The following is a 20,245-nucleotide window of genomic DNA, read 5'->3' as shown; positions in this document are numbered from 1 at the left end:
GGGATGATCCGGTTGCTCCTCGCTGACGACGAGGCCATGATCCGCGCCGGGGTGCGGGCCATCCTCGCCACCGATCCGACGCTCACCGTGGTGGCCGAGGCGGGTGACGGCCGCGAGGCGGTGGACCTGGCCATCAGCCACCACCCTGACGTGGCCCTCCTGGACATCCGCATGCCCAGGCTCGACGGGCTCGGCGCCGCCGCCGAGATCCGCCGGGCGGCGCCGGGGACGGCCGTGGTGATGCTCACCACGTTCGGCGAGGACGACTACATCGCCAAGGCCATCGACGTGGGCGCCAGCGGGTTCCTGCTCAAGTCGGGCGACCCGCGGGAGCTGATCGCCGGCATCCACGCCGTCGCGGGCGGCGCCGCGTACCTGTCGCCCAAGGTCGCCCAGCGGGTCATCACCCAGCTCGCCGCCGGGCGCGTGTCACGCGGCGCGGCGGCCCGCGACCGGGTCGAGGCGCTGACCGAGCGGGAGCGCGAGGTGCTCGCCCTGCTCGGCGCCGGCCTGTCCAACGCGGAGATCGCCAGACGGCTGCACATCGTGGAGGGCACGGTGAAGGCGTACGTCAGCGCCATCCTCACCCGTCTCGACGTGCGCAACCGGGTGCAGGCCGCGATCATCGCCCACGAGGCCGGCTTGGTAGCCTGACGCGTGATGTATCGCCTCGTGTTCACGCAGGTCTTGCGGCGTTTCGACGCCGAGGCCGTGCACCACCTCACCGTCCGCGCCCTCGCGTTGCTGTCGGCGCTGCCGCTGGTCAAGCGGCTGCTCCACAGGGCGCTGGCGCCCCACGACCCGGCGCTGCGCGTCAGCGCGTTCGGCGTCCACTTCCCCGGCCCGCTCGGGCTCGCGGCCGGCTTCGACAAGGACGCCGCGTGCGCCGAGGGGGCCGCCGCGCTCGGGTTCGGCCACGTGGAGGTCGGCACGATCACCGCGCACGGCCAGCCCGGCAACCCGCGGCCCCGCCTGTTCCGGCTGGTGCGCGAGCGGGCGGTCGTCAACCGCATGGGCTTCAACAACGCCGGCGCCGCGTCCGCCGCACGCCGCCTGCGCCGCGTCCGCGGGGTGCCGGTGGTGGTCGGCGTCAACATCGGCAAGACCAAGGTGGTGCCCGAGTCCGAGGCGGCGGCCGACTACGTCGCCGGCGCCAAGGAGCTCGCGCCCCTGGCCGACTACCTCGTGGTCAACGTCAGCTCGCCCAACACGCCGGGGCTGCGCGACCTCCAGGCCGTCTCGCTGCTGCGCCCGCTGCTCACCGCGGTCAAGGAGGTCGCCGACGGCACGCCCCGCCGTACCCCGCTGCTGGTGAAGATCGCGCCCGACCTCGCCGACGAGGACGTGGACGCGGTCGCCGACCTGGCCCTGGAGCTGGGGCTCGACGGCATCATCGCGACCAACACCACGATCAGGCACAGCGGCGAGACCGGCGGACTGTCCGGCCGGCCGCTCAAGGCGCGCTCGCTGGAGGTGCTGCGGCGGCTGCGGGCCCGCGTCGGCGACCGGCTCACGCTCGTCTCCGTCGGGGGCGTCGAGGACGTGGACGACGTCTGGGAGCGGCTGCTGGCCGGGGCCACGCTCGTGCAGGGCTACACCGGCTGGGTGTACGGCGGGCCGCTGTGGGCCTCGCACATCCACCGGCAGCTCTCGCGCCGGGTCCGCCGCCACGGCCTGACCTCCGTCACCGAGGTCATCGGCCGCACCGCCCCCGGCTCGGTCACGACCCCCGGGCCGGCCACCCGCACCGGCTCCTGACCGCCGGGCCGCCCGGACACCCGCATCGGCGGGACCTCTGTGAGAGCCGGGGCGCGGGCGGCCCTAGGGTTGGACGGTGAGGATCCCGCTGGCAGACGACGTCGTCATGCGCCCCGTCGCCGAGGACGACGCGCAGGCGCTCACCGACGCCTACGTACGCAACCGCGACCACCTGCGGCCATGGGAGCCGCGCAGGCCGGACACCTTCTTCACCCTGACCGGCCAGACCGAGCGGCTGGAGGCGCAGCTCCAGCAGTGCCGCGACGGCCGGCTCATGCCGTGGGTGCTGGCCGACGGCGACCGGATCGTCGGCTGCATGAACGTGTCCGGCATCGTGTACGGCGCCTTCCACAGCGCCAACCTGGGCTACTGGCTCGACGCCGGCTACACCGGCCGCGGCCTGGCCACCAGGGCCGTGGTGGAGGTGTGCCGCGACGCCGACGAGCGGCTGGGCCTGCACCGCGTGGAGGCGGCCACGCTGCTGGACAACGTGGCCTCCCAGCGGGTGCTGGAGAAGGCCGGCTTCGAGCCGTACGGCGTCGCCCCGAACTTCATCCACATCGACGGCCGGTGGCGCGACCACCGCGTCTACCAGCGCATACTCAACGACCGTACGCCCACGCTCTGACCCGCGCGCGCCGACCTCGACGTCGTGACCTAGACGCTGGGCCGCGTGGACTCCGCGTCGTGGGTCATGCGGTCGAGCCGCTCCATGACGTCGGCCACCCGCGTGGCGCTCGCCCGGTGCGGCCGGCGCCGCTGCCACGGCCGCGGCCCGTCCAGCGGACGGTACTCGACCCCGAGGGCGTCCAGCCGCCCCAGGTGCGCCCGCAGCCGGTCGGCGAAGTCCGGGCCCGCCTCGCCGCCCCAGACGACCTCGGCCAGGGCGCACGCCCGCGGCCAGGCCCGGTAGTCGAGCACGCGGGCGTCGGGGATGCGCTCGGTCCAGAGCTGGGCCTGCGCGCCGAGGACCCGCGACCGCTCCTCGTCCGTCCAGTCGGCGGGCGCCGGGACGAACGCCGCCACGTCCGCCACCGTGATCTCGTCGCCGATCGCCACCGGCTCGTCCGGCGACGCCGACTCGGCGTAGTCGAAGTACAGCGGGAACACCGGCGTGGCCACCACGTCGTGGCCCGCCGCGGCGGCGCGGCGGCCGACGCCCATGCCGCGCCACGGCATGACGACCGTGTCGGGCCGCAGCTTCCCGCTGACGAACGCCTCGTCCCACACCACCGCCCGCGAGCCCCGCTCGGCCAGGGCGTCGGCCAGCCGCCGCAGGAACCACGCCTGGAGCGCCGGCATCGAGTCCAGCCCCAGCGACCGCCGGTAGGCGTCGACCTCGGGCGAGGCCGCCCAGTGGTCGAGCACCACCTCGTCGCCGCCGATGTGGAAGAACGGCGTCGTGCCCAGGGCGCCGGTCAGCTCGTCGAAGATCGTGGTCAGGAACTCCACGGTCGGCGGCAGCGGCGAAAGGATCGCGGGGGAGATGCCCCAACGGTCGAGCACCTCGTACCGCTCACCGGTGGCCCCCAGCGACGGGTAGGCCGCCAGGATGGCCGAGGCGTGGCCGGGCACGTCGATCTCCGGCACCACCACGACCTCGCGGACCCGCGCGTAGGCCGCGATCTCCGCCAGGTCGGCCAGGCTGTAGTGGCCGCCGTGCGGGACGCCGTCGTAGGACTCCGGCTCGCCCCGCTGGTGGCTCGCGGTCCGCGGCCGGTGCGAGGCCACCTCGTGCAGCAGCGGGTACGCCCTGCTCTCCACCCGCCAGCCCTGGTCGTCCACGAGGTGCAGGTGCAGCCGGTTGAGCTTGTGCGCGGCCATCAGGTCGACCAGGCGCAGCACCTCGCGCTTGGGGAAGAAGTGCCGGGCCACGTCGAGGTGGAGCCCCCGCCAGGCGAACCTCGGCTCGTCCTCGACCCGCACCCCCGGGACGCTCCACCCGCGCTCGTGGCCGGGCCCGGCCGGCGCCCGGTAGGAGGCGTCGGGCAGGAGCTGGTGGAGGGTCTGCGCGGCGTAGAACGCCCCGGCCCGCCCGCCCGCCGTGATCTCCACCCCGCGCGACCCGGTGACCAGCCGGTACGCCTCCGGCGCGAGGGCCGGGTCGAGCCGTACGTCGATGTCACCGGAGTCGCCGGGCCGCAGGTCGAGCCCGGGCAGCGCGAGGCGCACGGCGTCGACCGGCGCGGCGGGCCCGGAGACGACGGACCCGGGGGTCAGCTCGAAGGAGCCGGACAGGTGGCGGATCAGGCGGGGGCGAGGAATCATGGCTGGAGATAGTGCTGCATGCCGTTCGCCAGCGCCAGGGCGATCCGCTGCCGGAACGCCGGGTCGCGGAACTTGGCCGCCTCGGCGGCGTTGCGCATGTTGCCGCACTCGATGAAGATCTTCGGCACGGTCGAGAGGTTCAGGCCGCCGAGGTCGGAGCGGAAGTCCAGCGCCTTGCTGCCGATGTAGGTGGAGTAGGGCAGGCCGGTGCCCTGCCGGTAGGAGTCGCGGACCGCCACGCCCAGCTTGCGCGAGTCGCCGACGACCGGGTCGACCGGCCCGTCGATCTTCTTCGGCATGATCACGTGGAAGCCGTGGTTGGCGGGCGCGGACCCGTCGCCGTGGATGGAGATCGCGGCGTCGGCCTTGGCGCGGTTGCCGATCGCGGCCCGCTGGGTGATGCACGGGCCCACGCTGGCATTGTCGGACCTGGTCAGCTTGACCGTGGCGCCCCGGCTCTTGAGGATCTTGACGAGCCGGTTGGAGACGTCCCAGGTGAACGCGGCCTCGGTGTAGCCGTCGTTGGTGGAGGTGCCGGTGGTGTCGCACGCCTTCCACTGGGTCAGCACGTTGACCTTGCGGTTCACGGCCTTGGGGTCGCGGTGGTTGCCGCCGTTGTGGCCGGGGTCGACGACCACGACCTTGCCGGCGAGCGGCTTGGCCCCGCCGGTCCTGCCCGCTCCCGGCCCCGCCGTGGACGCGGTCGCCGGTTGCGCCTGCCCGGCCGGGCCGCCGGAGGCCGGGACGACGGCCGTGGCGGCCGTGCCGCACGCGGAGGCGATCAGGCCGCAGGCGGCGAGGAGGGTGACGGGGAAAGCACGCATGCGCTCCAACTTACGTCAAGACACGCGCTGTCCCGGCGCGTTCGCCGCCGAAGGCATCGGTCCGCGCCCGTGATCGATCCGTCACGGCTGTCACCAGACGCGCTCGGCGACCTCCTGGCGCTGGAGGAGGGCGGCGAGCTCCCGGGCGTCCTCGGCGTCGAGGCCGAGCACGACGCGGGGCCGCCCCCACGGGTGGTCGAGGGAGTGGGCGACGTAGCCGGCCACGGACTCGGCGCCGTTGTCCCCGGCACGACCCCGGCTCGCCCGCCACTGCGCCCAGGCGCGTTCGAGCTCGGACGCGGCGCGCTGGGCGCAGGAAACCAGTTCTGGATCACGCATGACTGTCCCCCGGATCAGATTCGCGACCGCACCGTGTACGGCCGCGTATCGCATGACCTGACGAGTAAACCTCCAGGAGGCCGGGATACCGGGTGTGTTGACCGAGTTTTTGGCCGCTCTTAGGCGGGGCCCGTGCTGCGCCGTACGACGAGTTCGGGGGTGACCTGGCGCAGCCGCGTGACCTTGCCGGGATCTCCGATGCGGTCGCTGAGCAGTGCCGCGGCCGAACGGCCCATGGCGCGGCGCGGCTGGTCGACCGAGGTGAGGGAGATGTGGTGCGAGGCGGACAGTTGGGTGTTGTCGTAGCCGACGACCGACAGGTCGCCGGGCACGGCGAGGCCCAGCTCCGCGGCGGCCGAGAGCACGCCGAGCGCCACCGCGTCGGTGGCGGCGAAGATCGCCGTGGGCCTGGGGTCGCGGGTCAGCAGCGCGAGCGCGGCCTTGCGCCCGCCGTCCTCGGTCGAGTCCGCGGCCTCGACCATGATGTACGGCGCCAGCGCGTGCCGCCGCATGGCCACGAGGTAACCCTCGCAGCGGGTCGGCCGGGCGCCCTCGATGTGGGCGATCCGCTTGTGGCCGAGCTCGACCAGGTGGTCGATGGCCAGGCGGGCGCCGAGCTGGTCGTCGTCGACCACGATGTCGACGCCGCCGAGCTCGATGTCACGTTCCCCCACGACGACCGTGGGTGTGTAGGAGGTGGCCTCCATCAGCGTGTCGCTGGTCGGCGCGATGCCTAACAACACCAGCCCGTCGACCCTCAGCTCCAGGAAGGCCTCCACGGCCTCGTCCTCGAACGCGGGGTCCCACTGGCTGTTGCCGATGAGCATGCGCAGGCCGTCGCCGTGCAGGCTCTCCTGGAGGCCGTCGAGGACCTCGGCGTAGAGGGGGTTGTGCAGGTCGGCTACGAGCGCACCGACCAGGTGGGTACGGCCCTCGACCAGGCTGCGCGCGACCGCGTTGGGCCGGTAGCCGAGCTCGCGGGCCGCCTGGAGCACGGCCTGCCGCCGGTGCTCGCTCACGTGCGGTGAGCCGCGGAGCACGAGCGATACCAGCGATTTGGAGACGCCGGCGCGCTCGGCGACGTTCCGGATGGTGGGTCTTGGCCGGGGTATCTCCCGGAGGTCGTTGATGGTTGAAGACTTGACGGGTGGTCCTGACATGGGTCTCCCCCGCGATGCGAAGTTGGGCACCTGTCTCACCAAACGATCGAGTTCCCCGCAGGGTACGGCCTGGGTTAGGGAAGCCTCATATTGACCATGACGTCCATGACGGCATCTGTCCGCTATGGCCGCATCTGGTCGGATACTGTGCTCCCTGTGACAGAGCTCCCTGTGACAGAGACGCCGCGACCGGCGCGGCGCAGGCTGAGCGTCGACCGTCGCCGCGAGGAGCTGATAACGGCCGCCCTGGAGCTGTTCAGCAGGCGCGACGCCGAGCACGTCTCGATCGACGACGTCGCCTCGGCGGCGGGAGCGTCGCGGGCGCTGGTCTACCACTACTTCGGCGGCAAGCAGGAGCTCTACGTGGCCGCGCTGAGAAGCGCCGCGGAGCTGCTGGAGTCGCGACTGCGGCCGCAGGGGAGCGGCCGGCCGCTGGAGGAGCTGGCCGCGGGGATCGCGCGTTACTTCGACTTCGTGGAGCAGCACGCGGCCGGCTACGCGGCGCTGCTCCGTGGCGGCCCGGCGAACCGCGCGGGCGAGGTCGGTGAGATCGTCGACGGCGTGCGCGGGCGGTTGTTCCTGCTGATCCAGCGGCAGATGCGCGTGGCGGAGCCGAGCCCGGTGCTACGGGCGACGCTGCGTTCGTGGATCGCGTCGGTGGAGACGGCGGGGCTCGACTGGCTGGAGAACCGCGACATCGAGCGCGCGGAGCTGGAGCGGCTCCTCGTGGAGGACATGGTGGCCCTGCTGGGTGTCGCCGCCCGCCGTGACGGCGAGGCCGCCCGGCTGCTCCACGCGCTGACGGGGGACCAGCCGGGGTAGGCCGGGCCCGAGGGGGCCGGGGGACATGTGCCGCGACGGCCGGTGGAACCGCCAGGAAGCACGGCCGGTGGAACGGCCAGGAAGCACGGCCGTTGGAACGGCCAGGAGGCACGGCCGGAAGAATGGCGCCGGGCGGGCGGCGCCAACTTCCCAGAGCGACGTCCGTCGTCACAGTGGTGGACCGGGCCGCCGGCCAGGCCCACCGTTCAACCCCCCTGAGGTCCGTGACGACCTCGGCACTACTCCGAGCGCTGCTGCGGAATGCCCGCCAGAAGCGCCCGAACCTCGGTTTCCCGGTAACGCCGGTGTCCTCCGAGGGTGCGGATCGACGTCAACTTGCCCGCCTTGGCCCACCGGGTGACGGTCTTGGGGTCGACCCTGAACATGGTCGCGACCTCGGCGGGCGTGAGCAGCGGCTCGGCCTCGGGTGTACGAGCTGACATTTGTGCGGCCTCTCCTCCGTGTGGACCGGCTCAGCGATCCTGTGACTGCCTTTGCGCGTGTCACGGATGTCCCCCTATGGCCCAAAGCGTGCGGCTTTTCTGGCCCATATGCGGCATCACCCGAAGTGACCATACCGCCACGTAGAGCGATTGGCGAGCCCTTCTTTGACCCAACTGCCCGCCCTCATGGCGATGTCACGCTCGGTGATTCTAGCGACACGTTTCGTGGTATCGCAGTGAAAACGGCAAACTGCTCAGTTCGCAGAAGCGAGCAGCCGCTAGTCATGACCCACTCATGCAGGTCAGACGGTTGTATTGGGGTTCAGTTGGCAGATTCCAGAAGTTGCATTGACTTCCAGCGCAGGTTGACCCTCTGGTACATGGCGTAGGCAAGCTCTTCTTGACCCGTGTCCAGGCCCGTGAGCGCCGCCGACAGCTCCGCCACCGACTGGTCCGCCTGCAGCGCGTCGTCGTCCATGAGGTGCACCAGACCGCCGTAGTCGAGCTCGACCAGCGAGTGCGGGTGGAACTCCTCCAGCCAGCGGGCCACGTCCTCCACGTCGATGTGGGACGGCACCTCGCCCAGGTGCTTCCGCAGCACCTGCAGGGCCCTGGCCGCGCGCCGGCGGGCCTGCGCCATGGAGGTGACGTAGATGAGGTTGCGCCCCGTGGCCGTGGTCACGTCCTGTCCCGGGGCCGAGCCGCCGAGCACCAGCCAGCGCTCGTTGCCGTCGAACGGCACGAACCACGACGACGGCACGTGCCAGGCCGTCGTGCGGATGTGGGTGCGCAGGGCGGAGGAGCCGGCCGCCTGCTTGTACCGGTCGAAGTCGTCGGCCGTCTGGTCGGAGATCGCCTTGGGGACGAGACGGTCCATCAGCTTGGCCGGGGTGGCGCCGCGCAGCCGTGAGAACGCCATCCAGGAGCGCAGCCGCGTCTGCCAGGGGCACACATAGAGACGGTCCTCCACCCGCCGCAGGTAGGCGTTGGGGCTCTCCTGGGCGGGAACCGGGTGAGGCGGCCTGCCGAGCAGACGCCTGATCGACTCGCCGTGCTCCGCGTTCAGGGCGTTGGCGCGGCGCGGACGGTCACGCGAGTCGGCGTACTCGGCCCATGCCTTCTGCTCGGGCTCGGGGAATGCGGTCAACGGCTCGTAGACACGGAGATACGCGGCATAGGGCAGCACGGAGGCATCGTGTCATGAAGACAATCAGCTCGCACCGTTGCGGCCACTACCCTGGGAAGTGATCTCCGCCGCGAAGATGCGGTGGACCGGACAGGGAGTCACTACCGTGACCGACGTCTTCGACCCGTCTCACAAGGACGCGCACGAGCAGGTCGTGTTCTGCGCCGACCCGCGCAGCGGCCTGCGCGCCATCATCGCCGTCCACAGCACGGCCCTCGGGCCCGGCCTCGGCGGCACGAGGTTCTATCCGTACGAGAGCGAGCAGGCCGCGCTCGCCGACGTGCTCAATCTCTCCCGCGGCATGTCCTACAAGAACGCGCTGGCCGGGCTCGACCACGGCGGCGGCAAGGCCGTCATCATCGGCGACCCGTCGCGCGACAAGAGCGAGGCGCTGCTGCGCGCCTACGGAAGGTTCGTCGAGTCGCTCGGCGGGCGTTACGTCACCGCCTGCGACGTCGGCACCTACAGCGAGGACATGGACGTCGTCTCGCGGGAGTCGCGCTTCGTGACCGGCCGCACGCTCGCCCAGGGCGGCGCCGGCGACTCCTCCATCCTCACCGCCTTCGGCGTCTTCCAGGGCATGCGGGCCTCGGCCGAGCGGGTGTACGGCGCGCCCACGCTGCGCGGCCGGCGGGTCGGCGTCGAGGGCGTCGGCAAGGTCGGCCACCGTCTGGTGGAGCTGCTGCGCGAGGACGGCGCCGACGTCGTCGTGTGCGACGTGGACGAGCGCGCCGTGGAGCGCGTGCGGCTGCGGCACCCCGAGGTGGACGTCGTCGCCGACGCCGAGGCGCTGACCGGCTCCGACATCGACGTCTTCGCCCCCTGCGCGCTGGGCGGCGCCCTCGACGACGCCACGGTCACGCGGCTGCGGGCGGGCATCGTCTGCGGCGCGGCCAACAACCAGCTCGCCCATCCCGGCGTCGAGAAGCAGCTCGCCGAGCGCGGCATCCTGTACGCGCCCGACTACGTGGTCAACTCCGGCGGCGTCATCCAGGTGGCCGACGAGCTCCGCGGCTTCGACATGGAACGCGCCAGGGCCAAGGCCGCCCGGATCTACGACACCACGCTGAAGATTTTCGCGATCGCGGGCGACGAGGGCGTCCCTCCGGCCGTCGCAGCCGATAGGCTAGCGGAGCGCAGAATGTCGGAAGTCGGGCGGATTCGGGCCATTTGGCTGGGCCACTGACGCCCCGCGCCCATACGACGTACCGAGCTGGGCACAAAACAGGTACGGTAATAGGCGAACGATAGGCTGACGCCCATAGTCAGGTGGCGTCAGCGTGTGGTGCGTTAGCGACGAGGGGTCGGGGACGACCCCACATGAGGGGGTCGAGCCAATGGGGCGCGGCCGAGCAAAGGCCAAGCAGGTCAAGGTTGCTCGCCAGCTGAAGTACAACAGCGGTGGCACGGATCTTGACCGTCTTCGCGATGAACTCGGGGTCGGAGACTCCAGCAGTGACGACGCCGACGACCTCAACGACGAGCTCGCGGATCGCTACTCCGATTACGCGGACGAGTACGTGAGCGGAGACGACGACGATGACCGTACGTCCGGCCGCCGGTAGACGTTCTCCTGGTTGACGTGCTTCTGGTTGACGTGGCCCATCACCTGGCGTGACCTCCGCGCCGGGTCGGGCCGCGTGTCCATCGAGCAGAGCCCCACGGGCATCCGCCCGTGGGGCTTTCGTCGTGCGGCGCGGCGCGCTCCCGGCTCAGCGGTAGCGGGCCTGGCCTGAGCCGGGCACGACCTCGCCGAGCACCCACGCGGGCAGCCCGCGCTCCGCGAGCAGCCGCACCGCCTCGTCCGCGACCTCGGGGGCGAGGATCGCCGCCATCCCGACGCCCAGGTTGAACGTGCGGTCCATGTCCTTGCGCGCGATCCCGCCGTGCCCGGCGAGCACCTCGAAGATCGCCGGGGGCGTCCAGGAGGAGCGGTCGAGCAGCGCGTCGAGGTGGCCGGGCAGCGAGCGCGACAGGTTGCCCTCGACGCCGCCGCCCGTGATGTGCGCGTACGCGTGCACCTCCACCGCCCCGGCCAGGGCCAGGCAGTCGAGGGAGTAGATCCGGGTCGGCTCCAGCAGCTCCTCGCCGAGCGGCCGGCCCAGCTCGGGCAGCTCCGCGTCCAGCGACAGCCCCGCCTCGCGCACCACGTGACGCACCAGCGAGTAGCCGTTGGAGTGGACGCCCGAGGAGGCGAGGCCCAGCACCACGTCGCCCTCGCGCACCCGCGAGGGCCCGAGCATGGCCGACGCCTCCACGACGCCCGTGCCGGCGCCCGCCAGATCGTACTCGTCGGCCGCCATCGCGCCGGGGTGCTCGGCCGTCTCGCCGCCCACCAGGGCGGCGCCGGCCAGCCGGCAGCCCTCGGCGATGCCGCCGACGATCTCGGCGACCCGCTCGGGCACCACCTTGCCGCAGGCGATGTAGTCGGTCATGAACAGCGGCTCGGCCCCGCACACCACCAGGTCGTCCAGGACCATGCCGACCAGGTCGATGCCGATCGTGTCGTGCTTGCCGTAGCGCTGGGCGATCATCACCTTGGTGCCCACGCCGTCGGTGGAGGTCGCCAGCAGCGGCCGCTGGTACTTCAGCAGCGCCGAGGCGTCGAACAGCCCGGCGAAGCCGCTGGCGTCGTCCACCACCTCGGGCCGGCGCGAGCGCGCGACCTTGTCCTTCATCAGCGCGACCGCGCGCTCGCCGGCCTCGATGTCGACGCCGGCGGCCTCGTAGCTCGTCACGCCTTGCTCTCCAGTACGTACTTGCCGACGTTGTCCTGGTCGATGGGGATGGGGTAGGAGCCGTCGAAGCAGGCGCGGCACAGCCGCTCGGCCGGGATCGTGGTGGCCCGGGTCAGCCCCTCCAGCGAGATGTAGCCGAGCGAGTCGGCGCCGAGCGAGGCCCGGATCTCCTCCACCGACAGGGAGCCGGCGATCAGCTCGGCGCGGGTGGCGAAGTCGATGCCGTAGAAGCACGGCCACGACACCGGCGGCGAGGAGATGCGCACGTGCACCTCCTTGGCCCCGGCCTCGCGCAGCATCTTGACGATCGCGCGCTGGGTGTTGCCGCGCACGATCGAGTCGTCCACGACGACGAGGCGCTTGCCCTGCACGACCTCGCGCAGCGGGTTGAGCTTGAGCCGGATGCCGAGCTGGCGGATGGTCTGCGACGGCTGGATGAACGTCCGGCCGACGTAGGAGTTCTTCACCAGGCCCTGGCCGTACGGGATGCCGCTCTCCTCGGCGTAGCCGACGGCGGCGGGGGTGCCGGACTCGGGCGTGGGGATGACCAGGTCGGCCTCGACCGGGTGCTCGCGGGCCAGCGCGCGGCCGATCTCGACGCGGGTCACCTGGACGCCCCGGCCGGCGATCGTGGTGTCGGGGCGGGCGAGGTAGACGTACTCGAACAGGCAGCCCTTGGGCTCGGCCAGCGCGAAGCGGCGCGACCTGACGCCCTGCTCGTCGATCGTGAGCAGCTCGCCCGGCTCGATCTCCCGCACGAACGTGGCGCCCACGATGTCGAGGGCGGCCGTCTCGGAGGCGACCACCCACCCGCGCTCCAGGCGGCCCAGCACCAGCGGGCGGATGCCCTGCGGGTCGCGCGCCGCGTAGAGGGTCGTCTCGTCCATGAACACGAGCGAGTACGCGCCCTTGACCTGCGGCAGCAGCTCGGCGGCCGAGTCCTCGACCGACTTGCTGCGGTCCTGGGCCAGCAGCGCGGCCAGCACCTCGGTGTCGGTGGTGGCCCGCGTCGCGCCGGGGGCCAGACGCTGGGACAGCTCAGCGGTGTTGATGAGGTTGCCGTTGTGGGCCAGGGCGAGCCCGCCGACCTCGGTGGAGCTCAGCGTGGGCTGCGCGTTCTCCCACACACTGGATCCGGTCGTGGAGTAGCGGCAGTGGCCGATCGCCAGGTGACCGCGCAGGGTGCCCAGCACGGACTCGTCGAAGACCTGGGACACCAGCCCCATGTCCTTGTAGACGAGAATGCGGCTGCCCTCGCTGACTGCGATGCCCGCGGACTCCTGGCCGCGGTGCTGCAACGCGTACAGCCCGTAGTAGGTGAGTTTGGACACTTCCTCGCCTGGCGCCCACACGCCGAAGACGCCACAGGCGTCTTGCGGAGCTCGATCGTCGGGGTCCAGGTCATGGCCGAGCCGGCCGTCGCCTTTCAGCACGTGCTTCAGTTTAGGTCGGACGCTTCGCTGCTCGTGCACCCGGGGCCGGTTGGGGGGCCGTACCGGTGGTCGTTAAACGCATGGTGGCCCAAGGATGGACGCGGATTTACCGTGTCACGCCCTTTCTGGGCTGCTCTCCGCGTAAAGGTGAAGTGTCCGGCATGCACACCCGTCGGGAGACGCACACGTGACCACATCGGGGGATCCGAACCAGTCCGGCCAGGGGCAGGACCCGCGCGAGGATGCCGACGACTACCTCGGCTCCGGCGGCCCGTCCCCGGCTGAGGAGGCCGGCGGCGCCGCACCGGCCGGCGCGGAGACGCCTGAGCCGCCGCTCGGGCCCGTGCCACCGGTCGTGCCGCAGCCCGAGGGGCCGCGTCCGGGCGGAGAGCCCCGCCCCACGGCGCCCGAGCCCGGCGAGCCGCCCGTGCATCCGCCGGGTCCCGACCAGCCGACCACGCCCGAGGTGCCGGACCCGACGAGCGTCCGGGGCGGCCGGCCGGGCGACGAGGAGGCGGACGCGGAGAAGACGCAGGCGTACCCGGTGCCGGGCGGCACCCCGCCCTACCCGGGCTGGGAGGGCACGGCCGAGCCGCCGCCCACCCCGCCGGGCGCCCCGGCCCCGTCCCGCTTCGAGCCGCCGAGCCCGCAGGAGGAGACCCCGGGAGCCACCCCGGCCGGTCCCCGCGCCGGTCCGTCCGGTCCGTACGCCGGGACTCCCGAGGGCGCGCCCGCCGCGCCCGGGACCTCGCCCTCCAGCCCGTACGGCGGGCCACCCGGCGGAGGCCCCTACGGGCCGGCGCCGGGCCCGGGCGGCTACCAGGCGCCACCGCCGGGCGGCTACCAGACACCGCCGCCCGGCGGCTATCAGACACTGCCTCCCGGCGGCTACCAGGGTCCGTACCAGCAGCCCAGGCCGGGCAGCGGCCTGGCGACCGCGTCGCTGGTGCTGGGCGTGGCCAGCCCGTTCCTCGTGTTCGTCTGCTTCGTCGGCGTGCTGACCGCGATCCTGTCGATCGTGTTCGGCGGCGTGGCGCTGAGCAGGGGCGTGGGCAAGGGCCGCGCCATCGCCGGCATCGTGGTCAGCGTCCTGGCGCTGATCCTGTTCACGATCGTGGCCGTGTGGTTCTGGAACGTGGTGCAGGACTGCGGCCGGCTGCCGGGGCAGCTCGCCGACCAGTGCTTCCGGAGCAGGTTCCCCTGGATGGGCCGCTCCGGCTAGGAATGCGGGCCGGAGGCGCTCAGGCGAGCGGCAGGTGCCCGGACAGGTCCGCGCGGGACCCGCTGGCCGCGACGGCGCCCTCGGCCATGGCCTCGCCCCAGGTCCGGCGGCCGACGGCCAGCTCGATCCAGGTGCGGGGGCTCATCTCCACGACGTTCGGCGGGGTGCCGCGTGTGTGCCGGGGCCCCTCGATGACCTGCGCCGCCGCGTACGGCGGAACCCGGACCTCGACCGTGCGGCCCGGCGCGGTGGTGGCGAGCCGGTCGAGCAGGTGGCGCACAGCCTGCCGGGCCGCGTCGCGCTCGGGCTCCAGGCCGCGGTCGTAGGCGGTGAGCACGGCCTCGACCAGCGCGCCGGGCAGCGCGGCGGCCGGGCCGTCGTACGCGGGCTGGTCGAGGGCGACGAGCTGGGCGTCGAGCGCGGCCCTCAGCTTCTCGGGGTCCGGTCTGCGTGGTGGCACCCGCCCATTCTGCTCCGTCCGGCGGGAGGCGAAATGTGCTGGTGCCCGGTTTCTCCCTGGAAGCGTTCATCGTCCCGGAGGTCGTCGTTCACCTCCGGTTTCGACGCCGGCCGTAGCGTCCCAGCCGAACTACTGCGCAACCCTTGGAGTACCCCGTGGCGAACCGGCATCTTCCGCTGCTTCCCAGCCCGCACAAATCCGGCCGTTCGGCGATGACCTGCCAGTTCCGCTGCGGCAACGCGTGCGCGCACGAGGTCGGCAACGTCAGCGGCAACACCTACTTCGGCGAGGTCGTGGCCGAGGCGCTGACCCGCAGGGGCGTGCTGCGTGCCGGCGCCCTTGGCGCGCTGGTCGTCGGCGCCGGCGTGGCGGGCGCCGTCCCGGCGCTGGCCGACCCGGCGACCCCCGAGGCCGTGTCCGACGACGCCGCCCGGCTCGGCGGCGGCACCGGCAACCTGCGCTTCACCCCCGTGGCCCCCAACAAGGACGACGCCCTGCGCGTGCCCGACGGCTACAGCACGGGTGTGGTGGTGCGCTGGGGCGACCCCGTGCTGCCCGACGCGCCGGAGTTCGCGTTCGACAGCCAGAGCGCCGAGGCGCAGGCCAAGCAGTTCGGCTACAACTGCGACTTCGTGACCCTGTTCCCGCTGGGAAGCGATCGGGGCCTTTTGTGGGTGAACCACGAGTACACCACCGAGGCGCTGATGTTCCGCGGCTACAAGGACGGCACCGCCGCGACCGAGGAGCAGATCAAGATCGCGCTGGCCGCGCACGGCGGCTCGGTGGTCGAGGTGCAGCGGGTGCGCGGCACCGGCCAGTGGAAGCTGGTGACGACCGGCCGCAGGCGCTACAACCGGCGCGTCACGGCGCTCACGCCGATGCGGTTCAGCGGCCCGGCGGCGGGCAGCGACCTGCTGAAGACGGCCGCGGACCCGGCGGGGCTCAAGCCGGTCGGCATGCTGAACAACTGCTCCGGCGGCACCACCCCCTGGCGCACGGTCCTCACCGCCGAGGAGAACTTCGACCAGTACTTCGTCAACGGCGACAAGGTGCCCGCGGCGCAGAAGCCGTACATCACGCGTTACACGATCCCGTCGGGCATCGCCTCCGGCAACCGGCGCTTCGACCGGGTCGAGGAGCGCTTCGACCTGGCCAAGCACCCGAACGAGGTCAACAGGTTCGGGTGGGTCGTGGAGATCGACCCGTTCGACCCCGACGCGCCGCCGGTCAAGCGGACCGCGCTCGGCCGCTTCAAGCACGAGGCCGCCACCACGACGCTGGCCCGCGACGGCCGCCTCGTGGTGTACATGGGCGACGACTCCCGCTTCGAGTACGTCTACAAGTTCGTCTCCAAGAACCGCTACATCCCGGGCTTCGACCGGCACAACCGCGACCTGCTCGACGAGGGCACGCTGTACGTGGCCCGGTTCACGGGTGACAGCCCGGCGGCCGAGATCGACGGCTCGGGCAAGCTGCCCTCCGACGGGGCGTTCGACGGGTCGGGCGAGTGGATCCCGCTGGTCGCGGGCGACAGGTCGTTCGTGGACGGCATGACCGCGGCCGAGGTGCTGGTCTACACGCGCGCCGCCGCCGACAAGGTGAACGCCACGAAGATGGACCGTCCGGAGGACGTGGAGCGCAACCCGGTCAACGGCGCCGTCTACGTCGCGCTGACCAACAACTCCAACCGCGTCCCGGCGCAGGTGGACGAGGCCAACCCGCGCCCCGCCAACAAGCACGGCCACGTCCTGGAGCTGGTCGAGCGGCGCGACGACGCGGGGTCGACGACGTTCGCCTGGTCGCTGCCGCTGGTCTGCGGCGACCCGAACGACCCCTCCACGTACTTCGGCGGCTACGACAAGACCAAGGTGTCGCCGATCTCCTGCCCCGACAACCTGGCCTTCGACCACGACGGCAACCTGTGGATCGCCACCGACGGCAACGCGCTCGGCAGCAACGACGGCCTGTTCGTGACGCCGCTGAAGGGCAAGGAGCGCGGGCACGTGCGGCAGTTCCTCACGGTGCCGATCGGCGCGGAGACGTGCGGCCCGATGGTCACCGAGGATCAGCGCAGCGTGTTCGTCGCGGTGCAGCACCCGGGCGAGGCGGACGGCGCCACCCCGGACAGCCCGGTGAGCCACTGGCCCGACGGGGACCAGCCGCGCCCGTCGGTCGCGGTCACCTGGCACACTCAGGGCAAGAAGATCGGCGCCTGAGCGGAAAACCGTTGACCTCAAGTTCACTTTAGGTCTTACGCTTCCATGCATGAGCATGGAAGTGATCGCATGGCAGCAGCTCTACTCGATGGGCAACCAGAAGGAGCGTCGCCCGATCTCCCGGGCGACGCTCCGCCGTGTCTGGGGCTTCGCCCGGCCCCACCGCCGCAAGATCGCGCTGTTCCTCGCGCTCAGCATCGTGATGGCGGCGCTGGCGGTGGCGCCGCCCGTGCTCGCCGGCCGGGTGCTGGACGCGATCGGCAAGGGTGAGCCGCTCGGCGTCGTCGTGGGCCTGGCCGCGCTCATCGGCGGCCTCGCGGTCGCCGAGGCGGGGCTCGGGCTGGTGAACCGCTGGCTCTCGGCGGGCCTCGGTGAGGGTCTCATCCTCGACCTGCGCACCGCCGTCTTCGACCACGTGCAGCGCATGCCGATCGCGTTCTTCACGCGAACCCGTACGGGGGCGCTGGTCAGCAGGCTGAACAACGACGTGATCGGCGCGCAGCGGGCGTTCACCGACACGCTCTCCAGCGTCGCGGGCAACGTCGTCACGCTCGTGCTGTCGCTCACCGTGATGGTCGGCATCTCCTGGCAGATCACCCTGCTGGCCCTGCTGCTGCTCCCGGTGTTCGTACTGCCGGCGCGGCGGGTCGGCGTCCGGCTGGCCCGCATGCGGCGCGAGGCGGCCGACCACAACGCCGCCATGGGCACGCAGATGACCGAGCGGTTCTCCGCGCCCGGCGCGACGCTGGTGAAGCTGTTCGGCCGGCCGGTCCGCGAGTCGGAGGAGTTCGCGGCGCGGGCCCGGCGGGTGCGCGACATCGGCGTCCGCACCGCGATGGCGCAGTCGGTGTTCGTGACCTCGCTCACCCTGGTCTCCGCGCTCGCCCTGGCGCTCGTGTACGGCCTGGGCGGCTTCTACGCGCTGCGCGACCAGCTCGAACCCGGCTCGGTGGTGGCGCTGGCGCTGCTGCTCACCCGCCTGTACGCCCCGCTGACGGCGCTGGCCAGTGCCCGGGTGGACGTGATGAGCGCGCTGGTGAGCTTCGAGCGGGTCTTCGAGGTGCTGGACCTGGAGCCGCTGATCAAGGAGCGGCCCGACGCCGTGGCCGTGCCGGACGGGCCCGTCGCGGTCGAGTTCGACGACGTGCGCTTCGCCTACCCCTCGGCCGACAAGGTGTCGCTCGCCTCACTGGAGGAGGTCGCCGCCCTCGACGACCGCGGCGGGGTCGAGGTGCTGCGCGGCGTCTCCTTCCGCGCCGAGCCCGGCCAGATGGTCGCGCTGGTCGGCTCCTCCGGCGCCGGCAAGTCCACGATCGCCCAGCTCCTGCCCCGCCTGTACGACGTGGACGAGGGCGCGGTCCGGCTCGCCGGGGTGGACGTACGGGACCTGACCGCGGCCTCGATCCGGGAGACGCTCGGCATGGTCACCCAGGACGGCCACCTGTTCCACGACACGATCCGGGCCAACCTGCTCTTCGCCCGGCCGGAGGCCACCGAGGAGGAGGTCTGGGACGCCCTGCGCCGCGCCCGGCTCGGCGCCCTCGTCGAATCGCTCTCCGACGGGCTCGACACCGTGGTGGGCGAGCGCGGCTACCGGCTGTCCGGCGGCGAGCGCCAGCGGCTGACCATCGCCCGCCTGCTGCTCGCCCAGCCCCGGGTGGTGATCCTCGACGAGGCCACCGCCGCACTGGACTCCACCTCCGAGGCGGCCGTCCAGGAGGCCCTGGGCGAGGCGCTGGCCGGCCGTACGGCGGTGGTGATCGCGCACCGGCTTTCCACGATCCGCGCGGCCGACCAGATCCTGGTGATCGAGGACGGGCAGGTGGTCGAGCGGGGCACCCACGCGGAGCTCCTCGCCGCCGAGGGGCGCTACGAGGAGCTGTACCGCACTCAGTTCGCCGAGCCCGCGGTGGCCGGGGCCGCCTGAGCCGCCGGGCCGCCCTCCGCCCCGGCGGCCTCCGGCGCCCGCCGGGAGCGCAGCGCGTACAGGCTGACCGGGACGCCCACCAGCACGATGACCGCGGCGACGACCAGCGTGAACCGGTAGGCGTCCAGGAAGGCGGCCGGGTCGGCGCTGTCCCCCCGGCGGGCGTTCAGCAGCGCGCCGAGGACCGTGATGCCGAGCAGGCCGAACACCTGGCGGGAGACGTTCAGCACGCCGGAGGCGACGCCCGAGCGCCCCTCGGGCATCGCGCCGACCACGGCGGCGGTCAGGGGGACCAGCATGCCGGCGCCGACGCCGTACAGCACGAACCAGGGGAGGACGTCGATGTAGCCGCCATCGGCGCCGACACCGGACATCAGGAAGAGCGCGACGCCCATGAGCGCGATGCCGGCGGCCACGGTGCGGGCCATGCCGATGGCCGCGCTGATCCGCTGCGACAGGATCGCGACGACCGCCATGACCAGGGCCATCGGCACGAACGCGGCGCCCGCCTCGATGGGGGAGAAGCCCAGCGTGTTCTGCAGCCACAGGGCGCTGAAGAAGTAGATGCCGAACACACCGAACGACCACAGGCCGCTGGTCAGCGCGCCGCCGGAGAACACCCGCGACCGGAAGACCGACAGGTCGATCATCGGCTCCGCGGCCCGGGACTCCACCAGCAGGAACGCCGCGGCGGCGGCCAGCGCGACCCCGACGGCGCCGAGGATCTCGGGGGAGGTCCAGCCGGCGCTCTCGCCCTCGATGAGCGCGTACGTCAGCGCGACCATGGCGACGGCGGAGGAGGCCAGGCCGGGGATGTCCAGGCTGCGCCGTACCCGGGTGAAGGAGGGGCGCACCGCCCACAGCGCGAGCCCGAGCGTCACCGCGCCGATCGGCACGTTGATGAGGTAGATCCAGCCCCAGTGCAGCCGCTCGCTGATGAAGCCGCCGGCCAGCGGGCCGAGCGCCATCGACAGGGAGCCGGTCGCGCTCCAGATGCCGATGGCCCTGCCGCGCTCGCCGGGGTCGGGGAAGATCTGGCCGATCAGGGAGAGCGCCGTCGGGGTCAGCAGCGCCGCGCCGACGCCCTGGACTGCACGGGCCGCGATGAGCGCCGCCTGCCCGGTCGCCAGGCCCGCGGCCAGCGACGAGAGCGTGAACACGGCCAGGCCGGTCACGAACACCCGCCGGGCGCCGAGCACGTCGGCCAGCCTGCCGCCGGCCAGCATGAGCCCGGCGAACACCAGGAGGTAGCCGCTGACGATCCACTCCAGTCCGGAGATCGTCAGCCCCAGCTCCCGCTGGATCGTCGGCAGGGCGACGTTGCCGATGTTGTTGTCGAGGTACGTCATGAAGGTGCCGAGCGTCACCGCGCTCAGCGCCCACCACTTCTTCCGGTCCACAAGCTCTCCTATACGTCGTACTTGTACGTCGTATAACTAACTTGTACGG

19 protein-coding genes are annotated in these 20,245 nt (G+C 72.4%); 9 read left to right on the top strand and 10 right to left on the bottom strand.

The window, feature by feature from the left end; all coding sequences use genetic code 11:
• The first annotated feature begins 3 nt into the window (after positions 1-3).
• From AB0H64_RS38300 to AB0H64_RS38290, 3 genes are all read left to right on the top strand, one after another.
• Entirely contained in the window at positions 4-654 is a 651-nt protein-coding gene (locus AB0H64_RS38300) for a response regulator transcription factor (protein ID WP_357634868.1), read from the top strand.
• A 6-nt stretch (positions 655-660) separates the two neighbouring features.
• Positions 661-1,758: a quinone-dependent dihydroorotate dehydrogenase gene (locus AB0H64_RS38295; RefSeq protein ID WP_357634865.1), complete on the top strand. Its 1,098-nt coding sequence runs from the start codon at positions 661-663 to the stop codon at positions 1,756-1,758.
• 76 nt (positions 1,759-1,834) lie between these two features.
• On the top strand, positions 1,835-2,386 hold the full coding sequence (locus AB0H64_RS38290) for a GNAT family N-acetyltransferase (RefSeq protein WP_357634862.1): 552 nt from the start codon (positions 1,835-1,837) through the stop codon (positions 2,384-2,386).
• A gap of 29 nt (positions 2,387-2,415) precedes the next feature.
• Here AB0H64_RS38290 and AB0H64_RS38285 read toward each other — a convergent pair whose 3' ends face one another.
• From AB0H64_RS38285 to AB0H64_RS38270, 4 genes are all read right to left on the bottom strand, one after another.
• Complete coding sequence (locus AB0H64_RS38285) at positions 2,416-4,026, bottom strand: beta-N-acetylhexosaminidase (RefSeq protein WP_357634859.1); 1,611 nt, start codon at positions 4,024-4,026, stop codon at positions 2,416-2,418.
• Positions 4,023-4,850, bottom strand: a complete 828-nt coding sequence (locus tag AB0H64_RS38280; RefSeq protein WP_357634857.1) for an N-acetylmuramoyl-L-alanine amidase — start codon at positions 4,848-4,850, stop codon at positions 4,023-4,025. The genes AB0H64_RS38285 and AB0H64_RS38280 overlap by 4 nt, the downstream gene beginning before the upstream one ends.
• Positions 4,851-4,940: 90 nt before the next feature.
• Positions 4,941-5,189, bottom strand: a complete 249-nt coding sequence (locus AB0H64_RS38275; protein ID WP_357634854.1) for a hypothetical protein — start codon at positions 5,187-5,189, stop codon at positions 4,941-4,943.
• A 119-nt stretch (positions 5,190-5,308) separates the two neighbouring features.
• Entirely contained in the window at positions 5,309-6,349 is a 1,041-nt protein-coding gene (locus tag AB0H64_RS38270) for a LacI family DNA-binding transcriptional regulator (protein WP_357634851.1), read from the bottom strand.
• A gap of 156 nt (positions 6,350-6,505) precedes the next feature.
• On the opposite strand from AB0H64_RS38270, the gene AB0H64_RS38265 reads away from it, so the two are divergent.
• Positions 6,506-7,171 (top strand): TetR/AcrR family transcriptional regulator, encoded by a 666-nt coding sequence (locus tag AB0H64_RS38265; RefSeq protein WP_357634849.1) that lies wholly within the window; start codon positions 6,506-6,508, stop codon positions 7,169-7,171.
• Positions 7,172-7,410: 239 nt separating this feature from the next.
• On the opposite strand, the gene bldC is transcribed toward AB0H64_RS38265, so the two are convergent.
• Positions 7,411-7,614, bottom strand: a complete 204-nt coding sequence (gene bldC, locus AB0H64_RS38260) for a developmental transcriptional regulator BldC (protein ID WP_013133571.1) — start codon at positions 7,612-7,614, stop codon at positions 7,411-7,413.
• 322 nt (positions 7,615-7,936) lie between these two features.
• A complete protein-coding gene (locus AB0H64_RS38255) occupies positions 7,937-8,800 on the bottom strand; it encodes a hypothetical protein (protein WP_357634847.1) in 864 nt (287 codons plus the stop codon).
• A gap of 106 nt (positions 8,801-8,906) precedes the next feature.
• Between AB0H64_RS38255 and AB0H64_RS38250 the strand changes: the two genes are divergently transcribed.
• Positions 8,907-9,986, top strand: a complete 1,080-nt coding sequence (locus AB0H64_RS38250) for a Glu/Leu/Phe/Val dehydrogenase dimerization domain-containing protein (protein WP_357634844.1) — start codon at positions 8,907-8,909, stop codon at positions 9,984-9,986.
• 151 nt (positions 9,987-10,137) lie between these two features.
• Complete coding sequence (locus AB0H64_RS38245; protein ID WP_310716114.1) at positions 10,138-10,365, top strand: DUF3073 domain-containing protein; 228 nt, start codon at positions 10,138-10,140, stop codon at positions 10,363-10,365.
• A 147-nt stretch (positions 10,366-10,512) separates the two neighbouring features.
• Here AB0H64_RS38245 and purM read toward each other — a convergent pair whose 3' ends face one another.
• On the bottom strand, positions 10,513-11,538 hold the full coding sequence (gene purM, locus AB0H64_RS38240; RefSeq protein ID WP_357634842.1) for a phosphoribosylformylglycinamidine cyclo-ligase: 1,026 nt from the start codon (positions 11,536-11,538) through the stop codon (positions 10,513-10,515).
• Positions 11,535-12,971, bottom strand: coding sequence for an amidophosphoribosyltransferase (gene purF / locus AB0H64_RS38235; RefSeq protein ID WP_357634839.1), 1,437 nt, complete (start codon positions 12,969-12,971; stop codon positions 11,535-11,537). Before purF ends, purM begins: the two co-directional genes overlap by 4 nt.
• A 187-nt stretch (positions 12,972-13,158) precedes the next feature.
• Here purF and AB0H64_RS38230 point away from each other — a divergent pair, with 187 nt between their 5' ends.
• Positions 13,159-14,193, top strand: coding sequence for a hypothetical protein (locus AB0H64_RS38230; protein ID WP_357634836.1), 1,035 nt, complete (start codon positions 13,159-13,161; stop codon positions 14,191-14,193).
• A gap of 19 nt (positions 14,194-14,212) precedes the next feature.
• Here AB0H64_RS38230 and AB0H64_RS38225 read toward each other — a convergent pair whose 3' ends face one another.
• Positions 14,213-14,653 carry a sterol carrier family protein gene (locus tag AB0H64_RS38225; protein ID WP_357634833.1) on the bottom strand — a complete coding sequence of 147 codons (441 nt, stop codon included), beginning with the start codon at positions 14,651-14,653 and terminating at the stop codon, positions 14,213-14,215.
• Positions 14,654-14,865: 212 nt separating this feature from the next.
• Here AB0H64_RS38225 and AB0H64_RS38220 point away from each other — a divergent pair, with 212 nt between their 5' ends.
• On the top strand, positions 14,866-16,869 hold the full coding sequence (locus tag AB0H64_RS38220) for a PhoX family phosphatase (RefSeq protein ID WP_357634909.1): 2,004 nt from the start codon (positions 14,866-14,868) through the stop codon (positions 16,867-16,869).
• Between the two features lie 49 nt (positions 16,870-16,918).
• Positions 16,919-18,796 (top strand): ABC transporter ATP-binding protein, encoded by a 1,878-nt coding sequence (locus tag AB0H64_RS38215; RefSeq protein ID WP_357634830.1) that lies wholly within the window; start codon positions 16,919-16,921, stop codon positions 18,794-18,796.
• Here the strand turns inward: AB0H64_RS38215 and AB0H64_RS38210 are convergent.
• The gene (locus AB0H64_RS38210) at positions 18,760-20,196 is read right to left on the bottom strand and encodes an MFS transporter (protein WP_357634828.1); all 1,437 of its coding nucleotides are present in this window, start codon (positions 20,194-20,196) and stop codon (positions 18,760-18,762) included. The two genes, AB0H64_RS38215 and AB0H64_RS38210, sit on opposite strands and share 37 nt — an antisense overlap.
• Positions 20,197-20,245 lie beyond the last annotated feature (49 nt).

Origin of the sequence: Nonomuraea sp. NPDC050733 (assembly GCF_040654215.1) — a bacterium.
Classification (GTDB): Bacteria; Actinomycetota; Actinomycetes; order Streptosporangiales; family Streptosporangiaceae; genus Nonomuraea.
Note: the sequence above shows the minus strand (reverse complement) of the source record. Positions and strands in the feature narration are given on the sequence as shown.

What these genes read in the sequence shown, in the direction of transcription:
- bldC (WP_013133571.1), bottom strand. Translation starts at nt 7,614, where the DNA reads ATGTCAGCTCGTACACCCGAGGCCGAGCCGCTGCTCACGCCCGCCGAG.
- AB0H64_RS38300 (WP_357634868.1), top strand. Translation starts at nt 4, where the DNA reads ATGATCCGGTTGCTCCTCGCTGACGACGAGGCCATGATCCGCGCCGGG.
- AB0H64_RS38220 (WP_357634909.1), top strand. Translation starts at nt 14,866, where the DNA reads ATGACCTGCCAGTTCCGCTGCGGCAACGCGTGCGCGCACGAGGTCGGC.
- AB0H64_RS38270 (WP_357634851.1), bottom strand. Translation starts at nt 6,349, where the DNA reads ATGTCAGGACCACCCGTCAAGTCTTCAACCATCAACGACCTCCGGGAG.
- AB0H64_RS38280 (WP_357634857.1), bottom strand. Translation starts at nt 4,850, where the DNA reads ATGCGTGCTTTCCCCGTCACCCTCCTCGCCGCCTGCGGCCTGATCGCC.
- AB0H64_RS38215 (WP_357634830.1), top strand. Translation starts at nt 16,919, where the DNA reads ATGAGCATGGAAGTGATCGCATGGCAGCAGCTCTACTCGATGGGCAAC.
- AB0H64_RS38245 (WP_310716114.1), top strand. Translation starts at nt 10,138, where the DNA reads ATGGGGCGCGGCCGAGCAAAGGCCAAGCAGGTCAAGGTTGCTCGCCAG.
- AB0H64_RS38295 (WP_357634865.1), top strand. Translation starts at nt 661, where the DNA reads ATGTATCGCCTCGTGTTCACGCAGGTCTTGCGGCGTTTCGACGCCGAG.
- AB0H64_RS38275 (WP_357634854.1), bottom strand. Translation starts at nt 5,189, where the DNA reads ATGCGTGATCCAGAACTGGTTTCCTGCGCCCAGCGCGCCGCGTCCGAG.
- AB0H64_RS38285 (WP_357634859.1), bottom strand. Translation starts at nt 4,026, where the DNA reads ATGATTCCTCGCCCCCGCCTGATCCGCCACCTGTCCGGCTCCTTCGAG.